The organism is Nocardia abscessus NBRC 100374, from assembly GCF_000308455.1.
GTDB lineage: Bacteria > Actinomycetota > Actinomycetes > Mycobacteriales > Mycobacteriaceae > Nocardia > Nocardia abscessus.
Genome location: NZ_BAFP01000268.1, coordinates 14,965 through 37,854 on the forward strand (window position 1 = coordinate 14,965; position 22,890 = coordinate 37,854).

General features: G+C 65.7%; 45 protein-coding genes. All 45 read left to right on the forward strand.

The annotated features are described in order from the left end of the window. Nucleotides 1-111: 111 nt before the first annotated feature. The 45 genes from ON19_RS34010 to ON19_RS34215 all read left to right on the forward strand — a co-directional run bounded on the left by ON19_RS34010 (nt 112) and on the right by ON19_RS34215 (nt 22,888). Nucleotides 112-303, forward strand: a complete 192-nt coding sequence (locus tag ON19_RS34010; protein WP_043702456.1) for a sigma factor-like helix-turn-helix DNA-binding protein — start codon at nt 112-114, stop codon at nt 301-303. Next, nucleotides 300-1,106: a helix-turn-helix domain-containing protein gene (locus tag ON19_RS34015; RefSeq protein WP_043702459.1), complete on the forward strand. Its 807-nt coding sequence runs from the start codon at nt 300-302 to the stop codon at nt 1,104-1,106. The genes ON19_RS34010 and ON19_RS34015 overlap by 4 nt, the downstream gene beginning before the upstream one ends. Further along, nucleotides 1,094-2,413 (forward strand): AAA family ATPase, encoded by a 1,320-nt coding sequence (locus tag ON19_RS34020; RefSeq protein WP_051169585.1) that lies wholly within the window; start codon nt 1,094-1,096, stop codon nt 2,411-2,413. The genes ON19_RS34015 and ON19_RS34020 overlap by 13 nt, the downstream gene beginning before the upstream one ends. Beyond that, nucleotides 2,410-2,895 carry a PDDEXK family nuclease gene (locus tag ON19_RS34025; protein ID WP_043702462.1) on the forward strand — a complete coding sequence of 162 codons (486 nt, stop codon included), beginning with the start codon at nt 2,410-2,412 and terminating at the stop codon, nt 2,893-2,895. Before ON19_RS34020 ends, ON19_RS34025 begins: the two co-directional genes overlap by 4 nt. After that, nucleotides 2,892-3,188, forward strand: coding sequence for a hypothetical protein (locus ON19_RS42525; RefSeq protein WP_157229979.1), 297 nt, complete (start codon nt 2,892-2,894; stop codon nt 3,186-3,188). The genes ON19_RS34025 and ON19_RS42525 overlap by 4 nt, the downstream gene beginning before the upstream one ends. Then, the gene (locus tag ON19_RS34030; protein ID WP_043702464.1) at nt 3,185-3,448 is read left to right on the forward strand and encodes a hypothetical protein; all 264 of its coding nucleotides are present in this window, start codon (nt 3,185-3,187) and stop codon (nt 3,446-3,448) included. Before ON19_RS42525 ends, ON19_RS34030 begins: the two co-directional genes overlap by 4 nt. After that, nucleotides 3,445-3,897: a hypothetical protein gene (locus tag ON19_RS34035; RefSeq protein ID WP_157229980.1), complete on the forward strand. Its 453-nt coding sequence runs from the start codon at nt 3,445-3,447 to the stop codon at nt 3,895-3,897. The genes ON19_RS34030 and ON19_RS34035 overlap by 4 nt, the downstream gene beginning before the upstream one ends. Further along, entirely contained in the window at nt 3,884-4,444 is a 561-nt protein-coding gene (locus ON19_RS41065) for a DNA N-6-adenine-methyltransferase (protein WP_083899841.1), read from the forward strand. Before ON19_RS34035 ends, ON19_RS41065 begins: the two co-directional genes overlap by 14 nt. Next, nucleotides 4,441-4,572, forward strand: a complete 132-nt coding sequence (locus ON19_RS44240) for a hypothetical protein (protein ID WP_255218443.1) — start codon at nt 4,441-4,443, stop codon at nt 4,570-4,572. Before ON19_RS41065 ends, ON19_RS44240 begins: the two co-directional genes overlap by 4 nt. Further along, nucleotides 4,562-4,852 (forward strand): hypothetical protein, encoded by a 291-nt coding sequence (locus tag ON19_RS34040; RefSeq protein ID WP_043702471.1) that lies wholly within the window; start codon nt 4,562-4,564, stop codon nt 4,850-4,852. Before ON19_RS44240 ends, ON19_RS34040 begins: the two co-directional genes overlap by 11 nt. Beyond that, nucleotides 4,849-5,226 carry a hypothetical protein gene (locus ON19_RS34045; protein ID WP_043702474.1) on the forward strand — a complete coding sequence of 126 codons (378 nt, stop codon included), beginning with the start codon at nt 4,849-4,851 and terminating at the stop codon, nt 5,224-5,226. The genes ON19_RS34040 and ON19_RS34045 overlap by 4 nt, the downstream gene beginning before the upstream one ends. Beyond that, on the forward strand, nt 5,213-5,410 hold the full coding sequence (locus tag ON19_RS34050; RefSeq protein ID WP_043702477.1) for a hypothetical protein: 198 nt from the start codon (nt 5,213-5,215) through the stop codon (nt 5,408-5,410). Before ON19_RS34045 ends, ON19_RS34050 begins: the two co-directional genes overlap by 14 nt. After that, nucleotides 5,407-5,610 (forward strand): hypothetical protein, encoded by a 204-nt coding sequence (locus ON19_RS34055; RefSeq protein WP_043702479.1) that lies wholly within the window; start codon nt 5,407-5,409, stop codon nt 5,608-5,610. Before ON19_RS34050 ends, ON19_RS34055 begins: the two co-directional genes overlap by 4 nt. Beyond that, entirely contained in the window at nt 5,607-5,843 is a 237-nt protein-coding gene (locus tag ON19_RS34060) for a hypothetical protein (RefSeq protein ID WP_043702481.1), read from the forward strand. Before ON19_RS34055 ends, ON19_RS34060 begins: the two co-directional genes overlap by 4 nt. Continuing rightward, entirely contained in the window at nt 5,840-6,091 is a 252-nt protein-coding gene (locus ON19_RS34065) for a hypothetical protein (RefSeq protein WP_043702483.1), read from the forward strand. Before ON19_RS34060 ends, ON19_RS34065 begins: the two co-directional genes overlap by 4 nt. After that, nucleotides 6,088-6,450 (forward strand): hypothetical protein, encoded by a 363-nt coding sequence (locus ON19_RS34070; RefSeq protein ID WP_043702485.1) that lies wholly within the window; start codon nt 6,088-6,090, stop codon nt 6,448-6,450. The genes ON19_RS34065 and ON19_RS34070 overlap by 4 nt, the downstream gene beginning before the upstream one ends. After that, complete coding sequence (locus ON19_RS44245; protein WP_255218444.1) at nt 6,447-6,578, forward strand: hypothetical protein; 132 nt, start codon at nt 6,447-6,449, stop codon at nt 6,576-6,578. The genes ON19_RS34070 and ON19_RS44245 overlap by 4 nt, the downstream gene beginning before the upstream one ends. Next, nucleotides 6,575-6,763: a hypothetical protein gene (locus ON19_RS34075; RefSeq protein WP_043702488.1), complete on the forward strand. Its 189-nt coding sequence runs from the start codon at nt 6,575-6,577 to the stop codon at nt 6,761-6,763. The genes ON19_RS44245 and ON19_RS34075 overlap by 4 nt, the downstream gene beginning before the upstream one ends. Continuing rightward, nucleotides 6,760-7,152 (forward strand): hypothetical protein, encoded by a 393-nt coding sequence (locus ON19_RS34080; protein WP_043702490.1) that lies wholly within the window; start codon nt 6,760-6,762, stop codon nt 7,150-7,152. Before ON19_RS34075 ends, ON19_RS34080 begins: the two co-directional genes overlap by 4 nt. Continuing rightward, nucleotides 7,149-7,412 (forward strand): ArsR family transcriptional regulator, encoded by a 264-nt coding sequence (locus ON19_RS34085; RefSeq protein WP_043702492.1) that lies wholly within the window; start codon nt 7,149-7,151, stop codon nt 7,410-7,412. Before ON19_RS34080 ends, ON19_RS34085 begins: the two co-directional genes overlap by 4 nt. Nucleotides 7,413-7,435: 23 nt before the next feature. Continuing rightward, complete coding sequence (locus ON19_RS34090) at nt 7,436-7,816, forward strand: RusA family crossover junction endodeoxyribonuclease (protein WP_255218445.1); 381 nt, start codon at nt 7,436-7,438, stop codon at nt 7,814-7,816. Nucleotides 7,817-8,222: 406 nt separating this feature from the next. Then, complete coding sequence (locus ON19_RS34095; RefSeq protein WP_157229981.1) at nt 8,223-8,756, forward strand: hypothetical protein; 534 nt, start codon at nt 8,223-8,225, stop codon at nt 8,754-8,756. Then, nucleotides 8,753-9,133 (forward strand): hypothetical protein, encoded by a 381-nt coding sequence (locus ON19_RS34100; protein ID WP_043702499.1) that lies wholly within the window; start codon nt 8,753-8,755, stop codon nt 9,131-9,133. The genes ON19_RS34095 and ON19_RS34100 overlap by 4 nt, the downstream gene beginning before the upstream one ends. A 100-nt stretch (nt 9,134-9,233) precedes the next feature. Then, a complete protein-coding gene (locus ON19_RS34105) occupies nt 9,234-9,659 on the forward strand; it encodes a hypothetical protein (RefSeq protein WP_157229982.1) in 426 nt (141 codons plus the stop codon). Continuing rightward, nucleotides 9,656-10,096, forward strand: coding sequence for a DUF6221 family protein (locus ON19_RS34110; protein WP_157229983.1), 441 nt, complete (start codon nt 9,656-9,658; stop codon nt 10,094-10,096). Before ON19_RS34105 ends, ON19_RS34110 begins: the two co-directional genes overlap by 4 nt. Next, complete coding sequence (locus ON19_RS34115) at nt 10,093-10,443, forward strand: hypothetical protein (protein WP_043702507.1); 351 nt, start codon at nt 10,093-10,095, stop codon at nt 10,441-10,443. The genes ON19_RS34110 and ON19_RS34115 overlap by 4 nt, the downstream gene beginning before the upstream one ends. Next, nucleotides 10,440-10,628, forward strand: a complete 189-nt coding sequence (locus ON19_RS34120; RefSeq protein ID WP_043702510.1) for a hypothetical protein — start codon at nt 10,440-10,442, stop codon at nt 10,626-10,628. Before ON19_RS34115 ends, ON19_RS34120 begins: the two co-directional genes overlap by 4 nt. Beyond that, entirely contained in the window at nt 10,625-10,789 is a 165-nt protein-coding gene (locus tag ON19_RS42530) for a hypothetical protein (protein WP_157229984.1), read from the forward strand. Before ON19_RS34120 ends, ON19_RS42530 begins: the two co-directional genes overlap by 4 nt. Further along, complete coding sequence (locus ON19_RS34125; RefSeq protein ID WP_043702512.1) at nt 10,786-11,295, forward strand: hypothetical protein; 510 nt, start codon at nt 10,786-10,788, stop codon at nt 11,293-11,295. Before ON19_RS42530 ends, ON19_RS34125 begins: the two co-directional genes overlap by 4 nt. A 151-nt stretch (nt 11,296-11,446) precedes the next feature. Then, nucleotides 11,447-12,148, forward strand: a complete 702-nt coding sequence (locus ON19_RS39445; protein ID WP_051169586.1) for a hypothetical protein — start codon at nt 11,447-11,449, stop codon at nt 12,146-12,148. Nucleotides 12,149-12,587: 439 nt separating this feature from the next. After that, entirely contained in the window at nt 12,588-12,815 is a 228-nt protein-coding gene (locus ON19_RS34135; RefSeq protein WP_043702514.1) for a hypothetical protein, read from the forward strand. A 123-nt stretch (nt 12,816-12,938) separates the two neighbouring features. Beyond that, nucleotides 12,939-13,073 (forward strand): hypothetical protein, encoded by a 135-nt coding sequence (locus tag ON19_RS44250; protein WP_255218446.1) that lies wholly within the window; start codon nt 12,939-12,941, stop codon nt 13,071-13,073. Continuing rightward, nucleotides 13,066-13,710 carry a hypothetical protein gene (locus ON19_RS34145; RefSeq protein WP_157229985.1) on the forward strand — a complete coding sequence of 215 codons (645 nt, stop codon included), beginning with the start codon at nt 13,066-13,068 and terminating at the stop codon, nt 13,708-13,710. Before ON19_RS44250 ends, ON19_RS34145 begins: the two co-directional genes overlap by 8 nt. Beyond that, complete coding sequence (locus tag ON19_RS34150; protein ID WP_043702523.1) at nt 13,707-14,090, forward strand: DUF6221 family protein; 384 nt, start codon at nt 13,707-13,709, stop codon at nt 14,088-14,090. The genes ON19_RS34145 and ON19_RS34150 overlap by 4 nt, the downstream gene beginning before the upstream one ends. Continuing rightward, nucleotides 14,087-14,392: a hypothetical protein gene (locus tag ON19_RS34155; RefSeq protein ID WP_157229986.1), complete on the forward strand. Its 306-nt coding sequence runs from the start codon at nt 14,087-14,089 to the stop codon at nt 14,390-14,392. Before ON19_RS34150 ends, ON19_RS34155 begins: the two co-directional genes overlap by 4 nt. Nucleotides 14,393-14,574: 182 nt before the next feature. Then, the gene (locus tag ON19_RS41070; RefSeq protein WP_083899842.1) at nt 14,575-14,904 is read left to right on the forward strand and encodes an HNH endonuclease; all 330 of its coding nucleotides are present in this window, start codon (nt 14,575-14,577) and stop codon (nt 14,902-14,904) included. Between the two features lie 129 nt (nt 14,905-15,033). Further along, complete coding sequence (locus ON19_RS34170; RefSeq protein ID WP_043702529.1) at nt 15,034-15,477, forward strand: phage terminase small subunit; 444 nt, start codon at nt 15,034-15,036, stop codon at nt 15,475-15,477. Further along, the gene (locus ON19_RS34175; RefSeq protein WP_043702532.1) at nt 15,478-17,103 is read left to right on the forward strand and encodes a terminase large subunit domain-containing protein; all 1,626 of its coding nucleotides are present in this window, start codon (nt 15,478-15,480) and stop codon (nt 17,101-17,103) included. An 11-nt stretch (nt 17,104-17,114) separates the two neighbouring features. Next, nucleotides 17,115-18,584 (forward strand): phage portal protein, encoded by a 1,470-nt coding sequence (locus ON19_RS34180; protein ID WP_051169588.1) that lies wholly within the window; start codon nt 17,115-17,117, stop codon nt 18,582-18,584. Continuing rightward, a complete protein-coding gene (locus ON19_RS39450; protein WP_051169589.1) occupies nt 18,581-19,609 on the forward strand; it encodes a hypothetical protein in 1,029 nt (342 codons plus the stop codon). The genes ON19_RS34180 and ON19_RS39450 overlap by 4 nt, the downstream gene beginning before the upstream one ends. A gap of 66 nt (nt 19,610-19,675) precedes the next feature. Then, complete coding sequence (locus ON19_RS39455) at nt 19,676-20,371, forward strand: phasin family protein (RefSeq protein WP_157229987.1); 696 nt, start codon at nt 19,676-19,678, stop codon at nt 20,369-20,371. Between the two features lie 15 nt (nt 20,372-20,386). After that, on the forward strand, nt 20,387-21,124 hold the full coding sequence (locus ON19_RS43490) for a head decoration protein (protein WP_051169591.1): 738 nt from the start codon (nt 20,387-20,389) through the stop codon (nt 21,122-21,124). Nucleotides 21,125-21,138: 14 nt separating this feature from the next. Beyond that, nucleotides 21,139-22,173 carry a major capsid protein gene (locus ON19_RS34205; protein ID WP_043702536.1) on the forward strand — a complete coding sequence of 345 codons (1,035 nt, stop codon included), beginning with the start codon at nt 21,139-21,141 and terminating at the stop codon, nt 22,171-22,173. Next, nucleotides 22,170-22,505 carry a hypothetical protein gene (locus ON19_RS34210; RefSeq protein WP_043702539.1) on the forward strand — a complete coding sequence of 112 codons (336 nt, stop codon included), beginning with the start codon at nt 22,170-22,172 and terminating at the stop codon, nt 22,503-22,505. The genes ON19_RS34205 and ON19_RS34210 overlap by 4 nt, the downstream gene beginning before the upstream one ends. Next, on the forward strand, nt 22,505-22,888 hold the full coding sequence (locus ON19_RS34215) for a hypothetical protein (RefSeq protein WP_043702541.1): 384 nt from the start codon (nt 22,505-22,507) through the stop codon (nt 22,886-22,888). The genes ON19_RS34210 and ON19_RS34215 overlap by 1 nt, the downstream gene beginning before the upstream one ends. The last annotated feature ends 2 nt before the right edge of the window (nt 22,889-22,890 follow it).

The window sequence follows — 22,890 nt, forward strand, 5'->3', positions numbered from 1 at the left end:
CCTCACCGCTCTACCGGAAAGGGGGTGCTCATGAGGATACCCATACCCTCTGACTCCTCGCCTGCCGATCCGCCAATCGGCGTTTCTGAGCCTCGCACCTATCTGGTCGACATGCTCGATTCCATCCGCCGCCAAGAGCAGGCTGTCGCGCTGAGCAAGGTCCGGTACCTGCTGCTCGGCGACCGCTACGGAATGACGGCCGCCGAGATGGCCGAGGCCGTCGGCATGTCCGAGTCCGGTGTCCGCTCCGCCATCGCTCGCGCCAAGTCCAGCCCCGGCGAAGAGGACGGGGTGAGCCAGTGACCGAGAACGACGAGTTCGATGTCGCCATCGACGGCTACTTCGCGATCGTCCCGGAGTGGGTGATCGACGCCGAAATCTCCGACCGGGCTGTGCGGCTGTATGCGCGGCTGCGTCGGCACGCGGGACCTTCGTTGACCGCGGCTCGGCCGTCGCGGGCGAAGCTGGCCGTGAAGCTGCGGACGTCCGTGAAGTCGATCGACCGTGCGCTGCGTGAGTTGGAGGACGTCGGCGCGGTGACGATCCGTCACCGGTGGAGCGACCCACAGGGCAAGGAATACGTGTTCGCCAGGGACCTCGATCACCCCATCCCGGCGCCGTCCGGGTACGTGATTCACAACGTGCCATCTGTACCGAATCGGGAGGGGGGTGGCGTCACTGGTGACGCTACCCCTAGGGACACCGGTGACCAGACGGTAGGGACACCGGTGACGCCACCCGTAGGGACACCGGTGGGGGTAGGGGTAGGGACACCGGTGACGCACGAAAGAGAGTCCTTCGAAACAGAGGTAAAAGATCTTGGGGCGCCTTCGGCTTCACACACTTCCGAGTCCCACTCGAAGCAACGAAAGCGTCGCGCCACTCGCCTGCCCGATGACTGGGCACCGACTGACACGCACCGGCGGTACTGCGGGGAGCGTGGGATCAATCTGGAGCACGAGGCGCACAACTTCCGCCTCCATGCCGAGGAGAACGACCGTCGCGCTGTGGTGTGGAACGCCGCGTTCGCCCGCTGGCTGATGAATGCCCGCCCGACCCGCACCGCCACTGGCACGAGTGAGACGGGGCGGCTGTGGCAGGACTAGACGAAGGGCTGGAGAACCCCTACGACCCGACCGCGGAGAAGGCGCTCATCGGCGTGACGCTGATGTCGCCGGAGCTGTGCCGCCAGCACTTCCTCGCGATCCGGCCGGATGACTGGTACGTCCCGTCGTCCCGGCACATCGCGATCGTGATCGCGGAGATGCTGGCCGCCAACCGCCCGGTCGACCCGAACACCGTCCTGGTCGAGGCGCAGTCTCGTGGCCTGGTTCCGGCGCGGATCAACCCGGCGGCGGTGTTCGACGCGGTGCAGGCGGCGTGGATGCCGGAGTCGGCGCCGCTGCTGGCGCAACGCATCCGGGATCTGTCGGCGGCTCGGAAGCTGTCGGAGGCGGCCACCAGGCTGGCGCAGCGGATGGAGGCGGCGTGGTCGTCTGGTGTGGACCGAGCTGACATAGCCAGCGCTGTGTCGGAGGCGCGGCGGGCGTGCGACGAGGCGGAGCAGATCGCCGCCGACCTCACGATCGCGCCGCCGACCCCGATGGGGGAGTTTCTCGCGGTGCAGGACGAACGCAGCTGGCTGATCCCCGGCCTGCTGGAGCGGATGGAACGCATCGTGCTCACCGGCGCGGAGGGTGGCGGCAAGACGGTGCTGTGCACCCAGCTCGCTACCTGCATGGCGGGCGGCACCCATCCGTTCACCGGCGAACCGCTGGGCTCGGGGGATAGGCACATCCGTGTGCTGGTGGTGGATTGCGAGAACTCGCCGGCGCAGTCGCGGCGCCGGTTCAAGTGGATGATCGGCCAGGTCGACGCCGCCCGTCACAAGCATGGCCTGTCGCCGGTGAACTGGTCGGAGCGGATGTTCATCGACATGCGCCCGGCCGGTATCGACCTGCTGTCGGGTGCGGACGCCGCATGGTTGGAGCGGGCGATCGTGGAGACGGCGCCGGATCTTCTGGTGCTGGGCCCGCTGTACAAGCTGCACCACGCCAACCCGAGCGACGAGACCGCAGCGCGTGAACTCGTGTGGGTGCTCGACGGTCTCCGGGAGCGGCACGGTTTCGCGTTGCTGACCGAAGCGCACGCCGGTAACGCGACCGACCCCAACGGGGACCGGATGATGCGCCCCCTCGGGTCGAGCCTTTTCCGGCGGTGGCCGGAGTTCGGGTTCGGTCTGCTGCGATCCAAGACCGATCCCGGCGGGTCACGCGCGTCGGTGGTGGACGTCGTGTCCTGGCGCGGTTCTCGTGAGGAGCGGTCGTGGCCGTCGAAACTCCAGCACTCCCACATCCTGCCGTGGATGCCCGCGGACCCGGACTACTACGCGACATTGCCGAGGACCGCATGACCGAAACCATCAAGCCGATCGAAACCCGCTACGGCGGTTGCCGCTTCCGCTCCCGCATCGAAGCGAGGTGGGCTCGGTTCTTCGACTACCTCGGCATCGGCTGGGAGTACGAGCCGCAGGGCTTCGACCTGCCTTCAGGCCCGTACCTGCCGGACTTCCTGCTCGACCTCGGCGACGGGGTGTGGTGGGAGGTGAAGGGCGCCGCGCCCACGCCTGCCGAGCGCGACCTGTGCTGGGAGCTGCTTCAGGCAACCGCGCGGCAGGTGTACCTCGTGCACGGCGGGATTCCTCGGGATGCTCTGGACCCGCCGCGGATCGAGCACGCTGGCGGGACGCCTGTCCGCTGGTTCATCCGTCCAGGCGTCATCGGGTTCATCCCTCACATCGGCACTTTCGATCAGACCGGGACCAACCATCCCCTTCTGGTCGCTGCATTCCGCGCGGCTCGGTCTGCGCGTTTCGAGTTCGGAGAAAGTGAATGAGCACGAAGCCCTTGCGGATCATCCGGGTACCGCAAGCCCCCGCCGGGCCGTCAGCGGCCGATCCGGCCCCCAGTAATCCGCATCCTGGTCCGTCCTCCTGCCCGAGGTGTGGCGCCTATGTCGCCGACGCGGATCTTCATGCGGCGCATCACGACCGCGCCGACGAGTGGGTGAAGCGGGTGAACGCCGTTTTGAACGACACGATGCGCCTTCTTCTGACCCGGGAAGGCATTCCCACGGCTGAAGAAACTACCCCCACTGATGGGGAATCCCAGATCGGAGACACCAAATGACCGACTCGATCACCAACAAGCACGGCACGGAGATCCGTGTCGGACAGGTGTGGGCCGACAACGACCCACGCAGCGAGGGACGCACCCTGAAGGTCGTCGCGATCGAGATGGGCTTTGTCCGACGCGCGGTGTGCGAGCCCGTGACCGAGATCGGGGGGAAACCGGCGAAGCCCGGACGCACCGTCCGCATCAAGGTGGACCGGATGTGGCCGACGTCCACCGGTTACCGGCTCGTGTCCGAGGGCGGTGAGGCTCTGTGAGCCCTCAGACCACCCGGAGACACCAGACCCCGACTGTTCGGCCCGCCACGGAGCCAGGAGGCGGCAAAGCAGGGCACCGTGACGCCCTCGCCTCGCTCGTCCTGCACTCCGCCTTGTCCCGACCCGGCAGCGGCATCGTCTCCAATGAGCACGAGGTCGCCGAAGCCATCCTCGCGGCTGGCTGGCGTCCACCCGCCGAGCGGATCGAGACCCCCGAAGGTCTGGCCATCCTGCCCACCGGCTCGGTGATCCGTTCCTGCAACGGCACCATCTGTTCGATCGACCACGGTGGGGCAGGCGAGTGGCGTGGGATGCACACCGTCCTGGATTTCGCGGCCACGTTCAGAATGACCGTCGCGGAGGTCGCCAAGGATCTGCCGGAGTCGTTCCCCTGGACCGTCCTCCACGCCCCCGACATCCCCGAAGGGCCCGGCGATGGGAACAGTTAATGCCGGTCTGTTCACTTCAACCACCGACGAATGGCCGACTCCTCAACCACTGTTCGATGCGCTGAATGCAGAGTTCCGATTTTCGCTGGACCCCTGCGCTAGTCGTGAAAATGCGAAGTGCGCGGCCTTTTTCACGCGCCGAGATGATGGCCTGGCGCAATCATGGGCGCCGCACACGGTGTTTATGAACCCGCCCTATGGCCGCGAAATGAAGCATTGGATTGCCAAGGCGCACATGGAGTCCCTTGTCGGAGCAACGGTTGTCTGCTTGATACCTGCCCGCACTGACACTGGGTACTGGCACGACCATGTCATGCACGCCGCTGAGCTGCGGTTCATCAAGCGTCGGCTCCACTTCTCGTGCGCTCGGCACGACGAGCGTCGTGAAAACGGCGAGGCGACAGCACACAACGCGCCTTTCCCCTCGGTTGTGGTGGTTTTCAAACCTGAGGCCGAAGGGCTGAAAGTTTCCGCGATCGATCGTGAAGGACGCCGGATTATCCAAGGGCCTTCACTGTTCGACATCACCGAAAGGCCCGCCGAATGAGCGACACCTACGACCCCGAAGAGTTCGGCGTCATCGCCCCGGCGCTAGCCGAGTGCGACGACGAGGAGACCGTGATGGCCGATAGCGACGGCTGGGATCCGTTCGGAGGCTTTGACGATGGCGAGTGACCGCGACACCCCGCAGGCCGAGCGCGCGAACAAGCCTGCCTGGGCTTGGTCGTCTGTCGATGATCCGGACCCGCACTACTCGAAATGCGACCGATGCGAAGCGTTCGCCCGATGGTCGATAGCCCAGGCAGAAGGAACCTTCGACATACGCGGCGACCTTGAGTTCATCACCCGATGGTTCGCCTGCGGTACCCACCTCAACCGAATCCTCACCGACGAAGAGTGGTGGCTCGACATGGTGCACGTGTACGACCTGACCAAACCCCCGGAGCGGGCATGACCAACAACAGATCGAGTGACCGCGAAACCCTCCGCATCATCGACCGCGCACTGTGGGTCGACCACGGCACCGGCAGCCTGGACGCCCTCACCCCCGAACTGCCGATCTGGGCGGATGAGTGGGCGGAACGCATCGTGGCAGCCGTCAACGGACGCCGGGTGATCACCGACCCGGCCGAGTTGGACGCGCTGCCCGAACTGTCGATCGTGCTCACTCACAACACCATCGGCTGGCAGATGACGGATCGCGACTACGACGGCGGGGCCATCTGGGAAGCGGGCACGGCCGGTGAGAGCAGCGCCCAACTGCTGGGCCACGGGCCCGTGACCGTCCTGTGGACCCCCGAGAACGGAGACACCGATGGACAGCACTGAAATCGACCGCATCGCAAACGATGTCGTTCGGACCGTCCTCACCTACGGGCTCGAGTTCAGCGACGTGTACGAGCACGACGACTGTGCGGATGCTTCGCAGGGCGACTTGCGGGCGATCCATGCCCGTGCGTCCTCAACCCTGCGGAAGCTCGCGGCGCAGTTCCAGGACGGAGACACCGAATGAGCTACCCGAAGGTCTGGTCCCCGAAGTGGCTGCGCGAATGCCTGTGTAGCCAGCAGTTCCATGCGCCGGATTCCCGGACGCGGGATGTCATCCAGCACCTCATCGACGTGCTGGACGAGCACCGGCCACTCGCCTCGAACGGCAAGCACGGCGATCTTCACACCCCGACGTGCGGATGCGATGAGGAGGCACGTCGATGACCCGCCAGTGGATCAGCGAGAAGAACCACGACTGGGTGATGGTGTGCGACCAGCCCGGTTGCCCCACCACCTCCGAACCGTTCCCGACCTCCCCGCCGCTGGAGTTGTTCCAGAAGCGGGGATGGTTCACCGCGAAGCTGTTCGGCGACATCTGCCCGGCCTGCCTGGCGAAGGGTGTGCAGCCGAAGGGCGAACCGTTCCGGGCGCGGAAGAAGGCGGAGGTCGACGCGTGAGCGACAACTGGATCGAACCCCGCGAGGTCATCGATCTTGTCGAGCGGTACGTCAGCGCGGAGCTTCGCGCCGCCAAGGACTACGAGAACCGGACCCCACTGGACAACTCCGGTGTGTGCTCGCTTCACCAGCTCGCGCGTGACATCTACGAGCAGGGCGTCAAGGACGGAATGGTGCAGGAGCAGATGCGGGACACGCGTGCCCGGCAGCGGGAAATCGACGCCGAGAAAGCGAAGGCCACCGAATGAGCACCCGAGAAGTCCTCGCCCGCGTCATCTCCGACCATCAGCTCACCGGCCGTATCAGCATCGGCTGCACTGCCTGCCCCGGCCTGGAGTTCATGACCAGCGTCGAGCACGCCGAGCATGTGGCGGACATGATCGCCGAACAGTTCCTGGTCGTCCCCCAGGGTGAGGTCGTCGGCCTGGAGTACGCCTGGGAGCATCGTGGACCGTCTGGGGTGAACAGGTGGGGCGCCGCCGACGCGGAGGTCGCCCGACTTGCCGCCCGCGCACGTCGTTTCGTGCTCGGGGAGGGCTTGGTGCAGCCGGTGTTCCGCTCGACGCTGGCGTGGTCCCCGCTGCCCGAGAACGGAGAGCAGCCGTGAAGACCACCGACGAGGCCGCCGAACTCGGCGGCTGTGGCTACGAATGGGACCACACCGTCCGGGTGGGCGAGAGCGTCTGCCAGGAGTGCGGCGCCGAGGTGTTCGATGAGGACGGAGAGCGGCCGTGACCCCCGCCGAGTGGATCGCTGAGCAGACCGCGCGCCTGAACATGCTCGAGACATGGCGCGGCGAGGAGAACTACCCCGGTGACCGCGAGGTTCTGGAGGCGGAGATCGAAGAGACCCGCCGTGTCCGGGATGACTTCATCGAGTTCGCCGCGCACACCTACCGGCTGGACGGAGAGACCCGATGACTGACCAGACTCCATCCCTCGACGAGTTCCGCCGGGTGTACGAAGCCGACAACAATGCGTGGTGGCGGCTGGAGTGCGGCCACCACATGAACCTCTTCGACGCAGCGCTGGAAAAGCTCGATGCGATGCTGGAGTTGGCGCGCGACCGCAAGGACGACCTGGTGATTGCGCAAGCTCGCATCGCCGAGCTGGAGGCGCAGTTCGACCGCGTGAGGAAGGTGCACGAGCCGATCGAAGCCCTCAACGTCCGCTACCCCGGCGGGCGTCTCACTCAGGTGTGCTCTGGGTGTGGCACCGACGCCGGCAACTGGCAGATGTACCCGTGCCCGACCATCCGCGCGCTGGATCGGCCCAGCACGGCCGCCGAGCTGCGGGAGGTGCAGCCGTGAGATACACCCACGGCGCTGGTCCCGTCGAGCAGGCGATCCTGCGCCTACTCGCTGACGGCAAACCACGCTCCGCTCGCCAGATCATCACCGCCCTGCACCTCAACAAGAGTTCGGTGTACTCGGCTCTGTCAGTCATGCGGGGGCAGGAGTTCCGGCATCCCGCCCTTGTCTCGATTCACGCCGGGCCGCCGACTGTCGACGTGCAGGTGTGGACCATCACCGGGGTGGGGCGGCTGACAATCCGGAAGGGGTCCAAGTGATGGGCCGCCTGTTCATCCCTGGCGTGCCAGCACCGCAGGGCAGCAAGAGGCACGTCGGTCACGGCCGCATGATCGAGTCGTCCGCCGCGGTCGGCCCATGGCGTGAACGCGTGGCCCTCGCTGTGCACAACGAGCATTGGCCGCTGCTGTCCGGTCCGGTCGTGGTGGATCTGACGTTCGTGATGCCACGCCCGAAGTCCGCCCCGAAGACCCGCACCCCACCGGCGATCAAGAAGCCCGATCTGGACAAGCTTGTGCGCGCGATTTTCGATGCCTTGACGGGTATCGCGTTCGATTCCGACGCGCAGGTGGTGGAGTTGCACGCGAGCAAGAGGCTTGCCGATCCGGGGTGTCAACCGGGAGTGTGGATCACCGTCGCAGACCTGACCGCCGAGGCGGCGTGAAATGCCGTGTGACCTGGTAAAATTGAGCGTGGCCGGGGGTCTGTACACCACCCGGCCACGGACCGAATCTGCACGACGAGAAGAGAGATTCAGCCAATGACAAATCCTACCGAGCCGCCCATCCTCGAGGAATTCATCGAGGCGAGACTGACCGAGCGCGCCGCCGACCTCGAGACCATCAGGCGAGCCCTGTTCAATGCCGAGATGGATCGGCGCGGCACCGGTCCCGGCTCCGCCAGCTTCGGCAGCGTCATGTCGCGCCTGAGGAGACAGCGACCAAGCTGCTCGCGTTCCCACGCCGCGTGTATGACCTCTGGGACCGGGGTCAGGTGGCGCTCGCCGCGATCTGGTCTGACCATCCCGACTTCCGTCCCGAGTGGATGTCCGCAGGGGAAGGAGCTCGACCATGACCGATGCTGCTGATCCCGGTCCATATCGAGTGAACCTCTACGGGGAGTCGACCGGCCCTGAAGGCCAGTATCTGGTCTGGCACAGCGGAAGCCGCCTCGAAGTCGAGACCGCCGAGTCGTTACAGGAAGCGCTCGAGGACGCGCAGCGGCACGAGTCGAGTGAGTACTCGATCTTCGAACACATCGAAGGCCCAGCGGGAGATGTCCCCGCGCGCGATGTGCAGCGCTGGCTGGACAAGCTGAGCCGCGAGGAGAGCAACCGGTGGCTGGCGCGGCGGGAATCCGACCGCGGAAGGGTCCGCTACCGCGTCGTTGTACGCAGCCTGGACGGCGAGCATGAGGGTGTCTATGAAACCACCTTCAGCGAAGTTGCCGCTCTCTCGTATGCCCGGGAGTTGAACCTGCCCGGTCGGGTGCGGGTGTATTCGACGATCGTGGGCGACTTCAAAAGCTTCAGCAAGGACGACCAGACCACGGTCTTGGATTACGGCGATGATATCCCGCCCGCCGAGGAAGGAACGCACCCATGAGCTGGGACGCCACCCTGATCGATGACCGCGGTCACGTCGAAGGCGACTGGAATTTTACGCATAACTGCAACCGGATGGCGAACGCGATCGTCCACCCCGATGAGGCCACCGACCTGCCCGTCGGCAAGGAAGTCCTGTTTCCCAAGGCGGACGGTCGCGAGTGGCAGTCCTGGTGGGAAATCCTGGACGGGATGGAGGGCAAGGAAGGGGCCGAGTTCCTCACGAAGATCATCGCCGGGTTGGAGGCTGAGCCTGATCGGTTCCGGGCCATGAATCCCGCGAACGGTTGGGGCAGCTACGACGCCTTCCTCGAAAGGCTGAAGGAGATGAGGGACCGGGTTCCCGAATGGCCCTGCTCATGGCGGGTTTCGGGATGACGACGAGAGAGATTCAGCCAATGACAAATCCTACCGACCGCCACCCGATCGGCGGTGACCTGTAGTGGGTACGTACACCGAGGTTTTCGTCCGCGCCCACGTGAAGCGCGACGCCCCTGCCGAACTGCTGGACTGGCTCGACCACATCGCGAACGGCGATGACACCGTCAAGAACGGCGAGCCCGACCCGTGGCAGCCGTATGACAATCATCCGTTCTTCGATGAGGCGCGCGGCTGGGAGCGAATGTTCTGCTCGGGCGGCGCGGTGTATCAGATCAGCCGACGTGTTCAGTTCAAGCGAGCCCAGGCATCGTATGAGCGGCATGAGCTGATCTGCCACGCTTCCGCGAAGTATGTGCCGGTCGATGAGTTCTTGGAGTGGATCTCGCCGTGGCTGGACCACTCGCCGGGCGACTTCCTCGGCTACTCCCTGTATGAGGACTCGCGCCCGGATGGCTGGTACGACAAAGGCCCGGATCAGGAGCGCCCGACGCTGATCTTCATGCCGGAGAAGGTGGCGCCATGACCTCTGATACCCCGTTGTCCCGCCTGCGTGCCGGGCTCGACCGAGACGAACAACTCGCACGGGCAGCGGCCGAACGCGCGGCAGAATGGCGCTCAGACGGCAAAGGCGTGGCTGGTGGACCGTTCACCCCCGCCGATCCCGAGTGGGGGATGGAGGAGTCCGGTACGCACACCATCGTCTACGACGAGGGCTGGCCGCTGGCGTCCGAAGCGCATCACATCGCCCGCCAATGCCCCCAGGCCACACTGGACCGGGTGGAGGCGATACGGGAGGTGATCGCCGACTATCAGCGCAGGCTGCCGTCCGACGATGATCCCGCATTGGAGGATCCAGAGTTCCGCGCATCATGGATGGGGTATCGGATCGCTGGCGAGCTGTTCCTGCGCGCCCTGGCCTCCATCTATCCCGAGCCCACCGACGAGACGGAGACCCCGTGACCGACGAGGTTCGATGCAGCTTCGAACTGCGCAGCCCCGCACCCGATCACCCCGGCATGTTCAACTACACACGCCTGTGGATAGACAGCTACCACCAGGACGGGTCGATCCACACCGCCCATCCGCCCACAGTCGGCGACACTGTTTGGCTTGTCGCCCACGACATAGCTGGTGAAACCTATCGGGTGATCGCGCGAGACTGGTCGTATCCCGCGTATGGGTCGAGTGATTGGCCGCGTGGCCAGAAGGATTGGAAGCGGGGGCCGATTCTGCGCTGCCTGGTCGAACTCGCAGAGGGCTTCATCCAGGATGAGGCACCGTATGCCGACGAGACGGAGAAGCCGTGAGCGACATCCTGAGCAAGGAACAAACCGAAGCCTTGGTGAGGCTGAGCCGCAACCTGAACGCATGGGGAGAGGAGTTCGCCGCCAAGATGAACGCCCTCGGCCAAGCCTGGACGACGAGCGTCCGAGCCGCTGTTGCCGACGCGGTGCTCAAGGCCGAGGCCAAGCGCGACGAGGAGAAGCCATGAGCGACAAGCCCTACAGCGGCGACTACATGCGACTCCTGGGCGGAGGTGAACGCGTGCGCTGGGTCGACCTCGACGGCACGACGTTCACCGGCGTCATCCAGGACCCCGTCATCGTCGAGAACGGCGTATGGACGATCACGATTGGGGAGGAGAAGCCGTGAGCGACATCGCGAGTGAGTACGTCATCCGGACAGATGGCGAGTCCACTGGTCCCGCTGGTCGGTATCTCGTCTGGAGTACCGGCTGGGACAAGCTGGAAGCGAACCCGTGCGAGTCTTTGCAGGAAGCCCTTGAGATGGCATGGGAAGCCGACCGTAGCGAGTACGACTCCTTCGACTGCATCGAAGGCCCGGCCGGTGTCGTTCCGGACCTCGGCGTTCAAGCCTGGATCAGGGCCAGAGTCCGCGCCGCCGCTGGGGCCCTTAAGGCTGCCGCAGCGGCCGACGAGGGCACGGTGGCGTACCAGGTGAGACTGCGCCACCCGGACGGGCGTCGATCCGCCGAGTGGGAGAGCTACAAGACCGAGGAGGAGGCGCGCGAGGGTGCGGCCCTGGCTGGACCGCCCGAGCGCGTGCAGATCAAGGTCGTCGAGTGGCGCCGCTCAACGGCGGGCGTGTATCACCCGGAGAACGAACGCATCATCAAGGACTGGGGTTCGTCGGACTGATCCGCTACCGTGTATCCCTGACAACCAGTTCGCATCGCTGCCGCACTGGCAAGGCCACTCCTTCTAGCGGGGTGGCCTTGGTGCTTTCCGGGGTTTGACCTGGATGTGTGGCGACTCGAGTTCCGCGGCGAAGATCGATAGACTGCTATCCATGGGCAACGTGCGGTCGTTGGATAATCCGAACCACATGTTCATCGACCGTCAAGAGGTCAAGCAGCTACGTGAACTGCTGCATGGGATTCCAGCGCTCGCGCTCGAACTCGGCATCGCCGTCACGAAGCAGGCACGGCTCGGCGAGGTAGGCCGCTCCCGCAAACCGCGCCGGCCATCCGAGCAGCCTTTGCCGTACCACGTCGGCGCTGCTGAAGCGGCTGATGCTCTGCACAATGAACTGTCGGGCTGGGTGCGGTTGACATGCGAGCAGCGCGCCATCGACTACACCGGCCCAACGTCCACGCCAGGGCTCGCACGATGGCTGGAGCGCAACATCATCGCGCTGGGCATGACCGAAGGCGCGGAAGCCGCCTACCCCGGCCTCAGGGACGTTGTGCAGGCCGCTGAATGGATCGTCTGCCCTCCGCAGCGTCCCGTAATGGACGTGGACCATGAGAAGGTCGCTCGCGCCCGCGAACTGCGGCTCAACGCCATGGGGATCGTCGCACTGGCCAAGGAACTCGGCGAGGAATACCGTCACCTCACGCCCGGCCGCATAAAGGTGCTGAAGCGGTCCGAGAAGATCAAGCCCGTACCGGGCCCGTGGCATCCAGGCTGGCCGAAGTTGTACGTGGTCGGAGAGGTGTTGGACGCCCATCTGTCGGTGCCGATCCGGCAGCGACACGCTGAGGCGAGCTGACCGGCCCGACTTCTTAGCACCCCCGCCGGATGCTACGCTGAGCGCGTTCGCGCGTGTTGTGTCCGCGCTTCCCACAATCCTTTTTCAGATCCATTCGGCAATTCGCCCCGTCAGGCGTCTGACCTGCGGGCATCTTTTTCAGCCGTGAGGAGCCCCTCTGTGGACCTGTACTCCCTTATCCGTCTCCTGCTCCATCCCGCCCCCCTGCGGACGCTGGAGTACGTGGCACCGATCGGGTTCCTGCCGCTGTGAAGTACTGGCTGGCCCGCTATCTCCGCCGCTGGGCCGACCGTCTCTACCCACTCCCACCTCCTCAGGTGGAGTTCGAGGCCATCCACTTGCCCAACAGCCGCACCACCGTGTTCCGGGACAAGCGAACCGGGGAGATCACTGGTTGTTGCGGTACAGCGCCATCTGAGCACCGAGAAGAGGCCAACTGATGCGCAAGAGGATCGCAGGCTGGTTCATCCGTACCGGGCAGCGCATCTACCGGCCGACGGTCGAGGAGATGGCCGCCGAGGTCAAGCAGATCGTGTTCGCCGACGGGTCCAGCTGCCCGCTGAAGCCCGCCATGACAGTCAACAACTACGGCATGGACCCGGCTGCCGCATCGGCAGCGGTAGAGCGCCAATGGCGGCGTCGGGATCTCGGACGCGGCCGTCGGTGAGCAACCTAGCCGACATCTGGGACGCCCTCGTGCTTCGTTTCACCCGCTTCCTGATCCGCCGTTTCCATGTCGACATCTACCGCTAAGCGCTGGCTTGAGCGCCGCCACCTGATCCTTGGGTGGTTGTGGATCGTCCTCGCTGCCCCCGCCCTTCTGTGGTGGAAGGACAGCGTGCTGTTCGTGATCCTGCTGTCGCTGTACGCCAACGCTGAAGCTTCATTCGCGGCGCACAACGCGAAGAAGCGATCCGATGACTGAAGGGCAGGGTGTGAGCGAAGAGAAGGTCGTCCGAGAGGCCAGGTTCCGCGGCCACGAAGGACGCGACCAACGCACACCCCCGCCCGGGTACGAGAAGATGGGCGGCGAGTTCGTCTCGCCCGAGTTCAAGGCGTTCATCCAGGCCGCGATGGAGGGCAAGCTTCCGACGCCGGCGAACGTGCCGGAGCAGGACCCGAGAGTGGTGGCCCTCGCTCAAGAGCTGATGGTCATTCATCTCCCGGAGTGGCACGCTCCCAACGGCAGGAAACTCGCCGGACCGACGTCGATGCAGATCGGCGGCGCTATCCGCGTAGCGGAGTACCTGATCCAGCGCGGCGTCGAGTTCCATCCCGAGAACGCCACCATCCGCTGGATAGCCACACCAGGCGTCCCCTCGGGAGCCTCTGACCAGGGCAAGCACCTGTACCGCAACGAAGACGGGTCTTGGCCGGAGATCCCGGACGCCGAAGAGTTCTGGGACATCGACGATATCGAGGTCAAGCAGCTCAACGACGGTCGCTGGTGCGCGTTCCACCCCCGCGGCATCGAATGCACCGACCCGTCCAAGACCGAAGCCTTCGCCATGTGTGTAGAGCGTGTCCGCGCGAAGGTCGCAGAACTGAAGGGCGAGAAGTGATCGACATAGAGGACTTCATCGCCGCGCGCCTCGCCGAGGACGAACAGCAAGCACGCTGGGCGGTAGAGGGCCCCGCTCGCATCGAACCCAATTGGGACGTGATGCGATACGAGCAGGACGGCACGCACGCGACCACTGTCGCAGACTCCTCGGGCGTCTTCCTCGCGCCTGAACTCGGACGGCTGTCCGACCACATCGCCCGCCACGATCCCGCTCATGTGCTTCGCCAGTGCACCGCGATTCGGTTGCTGATGCGTGATGCGGGAAGTCTCGCCGTAAACATCGGCACGCCCAGTTCGGAGATGGACGCGATGTTCGCGCCGATCGCCGCGATCTGGTCCGACCACCCCGACTACCAGAGCGAATGGAAGCCGCAGTGATCCGCATCAACGACCGCCAGGACCCCCAGCAGGGCTCTCAGGTGATCTCCGGCGCCCAGCTGGTCGACACCAGCGATCCCCGTTCTCGGGTGTTCAGCGTCGAGCAGGGAGAGTTCGCCGCCCGCCTTCAGGGCACGGTGGCCGGCGACCGGTTCCTGGTGGCGATCGGTGACCCCGATGTGGAAGAAGGTGTGGAGCCGGACGTCTGGTACGGGGTGGTGGAGCGGTGGCAGCCCGCAGGGAGCAAGGTGCTCGTAACCGCTCGCGCGGCACGCAGCGTCGAAGAGTCTGTCCACTGGTAAGCGCGACGTTTCCGCTGGTCGCATCGAATTCATCGGTATGTTTTGTGACAGGAGTGAATAATGGCCGGGTTCTTGTTCGGACTGCTCTGGGAAGCCATCACGTGGGACAACTTCCGTATCCCTCACGCCATCATCGGTGCCGTCACTGGCTCGGCCGGTAGCTGACCGCCGCCGGGTAGGCAATGCCCAAGGCGTCGCGCCGTTGCCCATCACCGGGCTGCGCCAACCTGATCAAGCACACCACCTACTGCCCCGACCACACCACGTCATGGGTAGTTACCAACCGATGGCAGCGCCCACCGGGCTGGGATAAACTCAGGGAATCCATCCTCGAGCGCGACAACTGGGTGTGCTACATCTGCGGCAACCCCGGCGCCGACACAGTGGATCACCTCACCTCACTCGCGAGAGGCGGCACCAATGCACCCAGCAACCTCGCTGCTGTGCATGACCGCACGCCACCGCACTGCCACCGCGCCAAGACCAACCGTGAGCGCGCCGGCAAGCTCTGACCCCACCGCCTAGGCCCGGGACCCCCCTCCCCGGGCCGGCGGCCATACAGGGGCGTTCTGCACATTTCCCTCCGTACGACCGAGGGGGTCGCGCCCGCCACGGGCTGGCCCCGCGAAGGAGGTGCCGTCATGGCTGCTTCGAAGCCGTCGGGCCTGCGGGCCCGCCGCAACAAGACCTCCACTCGGGCGACACTTCGCGCGGTGGAGAACCCGGACATCCCAGCGCTTCCCGATCATGTGGACTGGCACCCTGCGGTGCTGGCGTGGTGGGAGGACTGCTGGTCTTCGCCGATGGCGCCGGAGTGGACCGAGTCGGATCGGCACACGCTGTTCCTGGCTGCTCGCCTGATTCAGCAGGTGTGGGATGACGACACCTCGGCGGCGTCGCGTGTGACCTCGGCGGCGGAGGCTCGGCACCATCTGCGCGAGTGTGGCCTCACCCCCATGGCCCGGCGTTCGCTGCAGTGGGAGATTTTCCGCGGTGAAGAGGCGGAGGAGCGGACCAAGCAGCGCCGCGCCGCCCGGAAGCCGTCGGCCGCGCCGGATCCGCGGCAGGCCGCGCGCGGCGCGTAAATGCTCCGCATCGTCCCCCCGCTCGAGGACGAGTCCTTCCCAACCCTCGGCGATCAGGTTGTCGAGTTCATCGAGGAGAAGGCGGTCTTCGGGCCCGGCAGTCTCAAGGGGCAGCCTGCGCGGCTGAACTCCGACCAGAAGCTGTGGATCTACCGCGCCTATGAGGTGTTCCCGCAAGGCCATCCCCGCGCTGGTCGGCGACGGTTCCAGCGTTGCGGGCTCAGTGTCCGGAAGGGTTCGGCGAAGACGGAGCTGGCGGCATGGATCGCGTTCGCTGAGCTGCACCCGGACGCGCCGGTGAGATTCAACGGGTTCGAGAAGGACGGAACCCCACGTCTGGGCCGACCGGTGGCCGATCCGTACATTCCGATGCTCGCCAACACTCAGGAGCAGGTCGCCGAGCTGGCGTACGGCGCGCTGATGGTGGTGTGCGAGGAAGGCGCCGACCCCGAGTGCTTCGACATCGGCCTGGATCGCATCATCCGCATCGGGCACGACAGCCGGGCAGACGGAAAAGCGGTTCCGTTGGCCGGCGCGCCGAACGCCCGAGACGGTGCGCGCACCACCTGCCAGATCCTGGATGAGACCCACCGCCTCTACCTGCCGAATCACAAAGCGGCGGTAGAGACGATGATCGCCAACTTGCCGAAACGGCCGCTCGAGGATCCGTGGATGGCCTCATTCACCACTGCGGGTCAGCCGGGACAGGATTCGGTCGCGGAGGACGAGTTCTTCGAGGCCGAGAAGATCGCCCGGAATGAGGTAGAGCGCCCGTCGTTCTTCTTCTTCCACCGCCAAGCCTCCGACGGCTATGACCTGGACCGGTACGAAGACCGAATCCAAGCGATCACCGAAGCCTCCGGCCCGGATGTTGCGGAGTGGTCGGATATCGAGGGCATCGCAGGGCAGTGGGACCGGCCGAAGGCAGACAAGACCTACCTCGAGCGAGTCTGGACCAACCGGTGGACGCAGATGGCTGCGCAAGCGTTCGACGTCCGGAAATGGAACACGCTGCAGCTGACCGGCGAGGTGATCCCGGTCCGCTCAAGAGTGACGATCGGCTTCGACGGCGCCCGGATGCGCGACGCCACAGCGTTCGTAGTCACCGACATCGCTACCGGCTTCCAGGAACTCGCTGGCTTGTGGGAGCGGCCGGACGACGCCGAGGAGGACTGGGAAGTCCCCGAAGCGGAGGTAACCGCGAAGCTCGACGAGCTGATGAAGCGGTTCCGTGTCGAGCGGCTGTATTGCGATCCGCCGCACTGGAACAACACCGTCGGTGAATGGTCGGTGCGCTACGGCGACGAGATCGTGCAGGAGTGGTGGACCAACCGCACCCGGCCGATGGTGAACGCGATCGGTGACTTCACCGAGGCGATAGACACCGGCCGGATCTCCCACAACGGCGACCCGGACCTGGCCCGGCATATCGGCAACGCGGGCAAGCGCGTGACGAACTTGCTGGACGAGCGTGGGGAGCGGATGTGGATCCTCGGAAAGCTGCATCCGACGAGGAAGTTCGACGCGTGCATGGCCGCGATTCTGTCGTGGCGGGCACGGATGGATGTCGTGGCGAAACCACCCGAGAAGAAGACCCGCGGCCGCAGGGCCGCCCGGATCCGGTGAGGCGGTGAGCGGTGGAAGGCGCTGATGAGGTCGGCTCGCCCGCCTGGTGGTTCGAGAAGCTGATGCGAGGGTTCGACGCGCGCGTGCCGCAGCGTTGGAATCCCGATATCGGGTACTACGCCGACCCTCGGGACGCTGACAGCCGCCGGGATCGCCTGGAGCGGTTGTGGGCGTACTACATCGGGCGTGCGCCGCTGCCGCAGGTCGCCTCGGAGTACACCGAGGTGTTCCGGGCGGTGATGCGCAAGGCCCGCTCGAACTATGCCGGCATGTGTATCGCGGCGATGCTGAATCGGATGGCGCTGAACAGTGTTTCCACTGGTGTCGACAACGTGGGTGGGGATGATCTGGCGAATCAGATCGCCGAGGTGTCCAACCTCGAGGCGGAGATTCAGGATCTGTTCGCCTACCTGTTCGTGATGAGCGAAGCGTATGCGATGGTGGTCGCTCCGAAGCGGGGGAGCACGGCGGCGCCGTTGATCAAGGCGCTGGATCCGCGCAATTGCATCGGCGACCCGCACCCGGACAACCCGCAAGTACTTCGCGCGTTGCTGGTGCGCAGTTATGACGCGATGTTCGACGAGGACAAGGCGACCCTGTTCCTTCCCGGGAAGATGTTCCGGGCGAGGAAGCCGGCCAACCAGTTCGGTGTCAGCTTCTCGAAGTGGGAATGGGACGGCGAACCCGAAGACGTCGTGGGAATCGACGAACTCGGTGGTATCCCGGGCATCCGGATCGACAACAAGGATGGACAGGGCGAGTTCGAGCCCCACCTGGATCTGCTGGACCGGATCAACGACACCACGTTGCAACGGATCGTCATCGCCTGGTACCAGTCGTTCAAGCAGCGCGCGGTGGAGGGCGACCTCGAAGGCGACGACGACGAGCCGTTGACGCTGGAGGAGTTCAAGGAGATCTTCTCCGCGGATCCGGGCGCGTTGTGGCGGGTTCCGGCGGGCGTGAAGTTCTGGGAGTCCACCCAGGCTGACCTGACGCCGATCATCAACGCCAAGCGTGACGACGTGCGCGAGTTCGCCGCGGTGACGACGACCCCCATGCACCTGATCAGCCCCGACTCGGCGAACCAGTCCGCCGAGGGCGCGAGCCTGGTGCGGGAGGGCATCAACCATAAGGTGAAGGACCGCCGCGCCCGGGTAGCGCCGAAGATCAAGTTGCTGTTCCGGATGGCGTTCGCGTTCGCGGGCCAGGCCGAGCGGGGCGCGAAGGTCAAGCTGGATTGGGGTGCGCTGGAGAGCAACAGCCTCGCTGACAAGGGTTCGGCGACCGCGCAAGCGAAGGGCGTGCTGTCCACGAAGCGGATCCTGGTGGACATCTGGGGCATGACGCCCCAGGAGGCGGAAGAGAACATCACCGAGCTCGCCGCCGAACAGCTCCTGAGCATGGCGACGGCGCCGACCACTCCTGCGCAACAGAACCAGAACCAGCAGCAGCCTGAGCGGCCTGAACAGGTCCCGGCGTGACGCAGCCGACGCAGCCGCAGCAGACCAGCTACGCGGACGCGTACGCAACGGCCGCGGCCCTGTATGTGGCCGCGCAGGCGGCACAGTCGTCGAATTCCGAAGAGGACGGGTTCGCCTCACTGGCGGCGATGATCCGGGCCGCCACGGCGGCCATCGGTCGAGCGCAGACCTCGGCGGCCGAGCGGATCACGCAGCGGTGGCGCAACACCAACCCGTACGACGACCGTGAGGTGGCGAACTTCGCGGTCGACGCGGGCCGGGTGATGACATCTACGCAGCAGGTGGTTGCCAGGGTGACCGCGGCCAGCCAGACCGCGGCGTTTCAGGCCGCGGGCGCGCGGATCGTGGTCGCACAGCGTGTCCCTGACGATGTCCGGACTCTTGCCGCTCCAACACCGGAAGCGGTCGAGGAGCCTCGGCACCGCACCCGTGTTCATGTCACCTATGACGACGGTAGCGAGCGCACCGTGGCGCGGGAGGAAGCGACCAACGCCCGGGTGTTCGAGCGCGTCGCGGAAACCTACCGCTACAGCCGATCCCGCGGCCGGACGCACGCGCAAGCGACTCACGCGGCGGAGAACCGGGTCGCGACGATCGTCGACGGCAACTTGCAAGCCGTCCGCGCCCGCGTCGAGTACCAGGCGATGACCCAGACGCAAACCGTCGACCTTGACCGGACTGTTGTCGGGTATCGCCGCATCATCCACCCAGAAATGTCCATGGGTGGCGTGTGCGGCATGTGCGTGGTCGCCGCGGACCGCATGTACACCGTCGAGACCCTGAAGGCGATCCACTTCCTGTGCAAATGCACGGTGCTGCCGGTCTTCGAGGACTACGACCCCGGCCGGTTCCTCAACCGCCAAGACTTGGACGCCTTGTACGCCGCCGCGGGCGGAAACACCAACCGACGGCTGAAGCGCACCCGGTACAAGGTCGTCGACCACGCCGAGCTCGGCCCGATGCTGGTCCCCGAAAAGGGATCTCCGGTGCCGTACTTCCCGGTCCCCGCCGATCCGGCGGTCTAGACGTTCCGCCTGACGGCGGCCGGCCCCGACAGGGGCAATCCATTCACTCTCCGACAGGGAGACTCGATGCCCCACCTGCCCATCCATCCTGTTACCGGCCTGCGTGCGCTCGGCATGAGCAAGCGGGGCCCGATCTGGCCCGTCCTCGGCGGTTCCGAGGATGCACCCGACGCCCCGGAGACTCCGGATGCGCCGGAGATGACCCCGCACGGCTTCCCGAAGAAGACGCCGGTCGAGGACATGGCACCCGAGCAGCAAGCCGCCTACTGGAAGTACCACGCCCGCAAGCATGAAGGCGCCGTCAAGGCGTACGGGGGTAAGACCCCGCAGCAGATCGCGGAACTGGAAACCCAGCTTCAAACGCTCCAGTCGGAGCGGATGAGCGCCGAAGAGAGGGCCGTCGCAGACGCCGTCTCTCAGGCACAGGAGGCGACGCGCGCAGAGGTCGCGCAGGAATGGCAGGGCAAATACCGGACCGCACGCCTGGAAGCGATCGCCGGTCGGATCCTCACCGATGAGGAGCAGCTGAAGTCGTTCATGGACATCGTCGACACGGCGAAGTTCGTCGGCGAGGACGGCGAGATCGACGCGGAAGCGGTGACGAGGCATCTCACCACCATCTACGGCCAGCCCCGCCAGTTCGGCTCGGGCCTGCCGCAGCACCGCGATTGGGGCCAGCACTCCACCAGGCCGCCGGGCGCCTCCGGCATCGAGCAAGGAAAGGCCGCGGCCGCACGCCGGCACGGCACCAAGACCACTTAACCGAAGGAGGAACGCATGTCCACGGACATTGCGCTCGTCACCACCACCTACCAGGTGGACAACAAGCAGTGGTTGCTCGCGCGCCACGGCACCGATCACAGCCCCAACGTGACCCTCGACATCAGCCTGTTCTCGCAGAACAACGTGGACGAGGTCCAGACGGTCACCATCACCGGATCGCCGACCGGCGGCACCTGGACTCTCACCCTTTCCGGGCAGACCACTGCTGGCATTGCCCACAATGCGGCCGCGTCGGCGGTGCAGTCTGCTTTGGTGGCGCTGTCCAACGTCGGCGCTGGTGACGTCACGGTCACCGGCTCGGCGGGTGGGCCGTACACCGTGACCTTCGGTGGCGCTCTGGCCGACCGGAACGTCGCGCAGATGACCGCCAGCGGCGCCGGTCTGACCGGTGGCTCCTCGCCGTCGGTTTCCGTCACGACAGCTACGGCGGGCGTCACCGGTCACTACCCGAACGGCTACATCCCGTCGGGTTGCGTGATTGGTCAGGTCACCGCTACCGGCCTGTTCGGCCCGTACGACGATACTGCCAGCGACGGCCGCGAGGTCGCCTACGGCATCACCTTCGCCCCGGTTCAGGCGGTCCGCCAGAACGGTTCGGTTGTCGATAAGGCCGGTACCGGCGCGCTCGTGCACGGCATCGTCTCGGCCAGCAAGCTGCCGTTCCAGACCGGCCCCGGGTCGATCGACACCAACGGCAAAGCAGACCTGAAGAACATCCGGTTCGAGGCGTAAGGGAGAGCTGAACAATGGGTCTTTTCCTCGACGGCCCCGTCCCGTTGGACGCGACCGCAACCTATACACAGAACATCCCGACGCCCTCGAACCTGGCGTTTTCGAACCTGTTCCCTCGCAGGGACTTCGACACCGACACGGTGGACTTCGTGGAGATCGTGAAGACCAACCGGGCCGCGAAGTACCGCCACTGGGACGGTTCGCCGTGGGTGTCGGCGCGTGACACCGGTTCGGAGAAGCGTGTCAAGATGCTCCCGCTGGGCGGTCAGCTGTCCCAGGGTGAGTACGAGCGGCGTCAGATCGAGTTCGCCAACATCGGCGGCACGATCCAGGCGAAGCTGGTCAACGCGGTCTACAACGACCTCGACAACCTGACCATGCAGGTCTTCAACCGGGTCGAACTGGCCTGGGGCGATGTCCTCACCGATGGCGTCATCAACATCAACGAGAACGGCGTCCAGCAGGAGGTCGACTTCGGCATCCCTGGCGATCAGGTCGTCGCGCCGGGCACGTTGTGGTCCGATATGACGAACTCCACCCCGCTCACCGACCTCATCGCCTGGTCGGACGTGTACGAGGCCACCAACGGCACCACGCCGGGCCGGATCGCGACCTCCCAGCAGGTGCGCCGCCTGGTGGAGCAGAACAAGCAGATCATCGACGCCGTCTACGGTGCCACTCAGGGCAAGACCCGGGTCACCACCGCGGAATTGAATGGCCTGCTCGAGAGTGAAGGGCTGCCGACGTTCGGCACCGACTACAACAGCAACTTCGATGTCGATGGCACCTCCACTCGGGTGCTGGCGGCGAATAAGCTGCTGTTCCTGCCGGACAACCTCGGCGACCTCGGGTTCACCGCGTGGGGCACCCCCACCACGGCGATGGAACTGCAGTCCCGCAACGTTCAGCTCGAGACCGCCTCCGGTGTTGTCGGCGTGATCGTGCGCGAGGACGGCATCCCGTTCCGCAAGTTCACCTACGTGGACGCGGTCGCTCTGCCCATCCTGGCGCAGCCGAAGAAGCTGCTGGTTGCGACGGTGATCGCATGAGTCGCCTGAACGTCTACGTCTACGTCACCGACGACATGGGCACCGTTCATGCGTTCGGGCCGGATCATGTGGTACCCGACTGGGCGCGCAACAAGATCACGAACCCGAACGTGTGGGCTGACGCAGAGAAGGCCGCCGACGAGTCCGCGGCCATCGACTCTGCCGACGAGCCGGCCACCGAGAACCCGGACGGCCCGCCGCCGCAGGGCGGCCCCGGCGCATCCCGGCAGAAGTGGGCGGACTATGCGTCCGCTCACGGTGTCGAGGTCGAAGCTGACTGGAAGCGTGAGGACATCATCGCCGCGTGCGAGAAGGCCGGAGTGCCGGTCTGATGTTCGCCACCGCGGACGACGTGCGCGCACGATACGAGGGAGTCATTCCCGAGTCGCGTGACGCATGGCTTGCGGCGAAGATCGAGGACGCTGAGAACCTCCTGATCAGCCTGGTGCCGTCGATGGCTACCACCAGCGACGCCGCCAGGCTAGCCAGGGCGAAGGCGATGGTCTCCGACGCGATCCTTCGCGTGTTCCGTAACCCGTCAGGGGCTTCACAGGAGACAGCGTCGGTGTTCAGCGTGTCCCGTGCGAAGGGACCGGACTCCGGGCTGCTGTATTTCCCGGAAGACGAACTCGACGCCCTGCGCGGCATCGGCAAGCGAGCCAAGTACGGCACCATCCGCACCACGCCCTGGAGGGTGGATGTCTTCGGCCGGTGAGG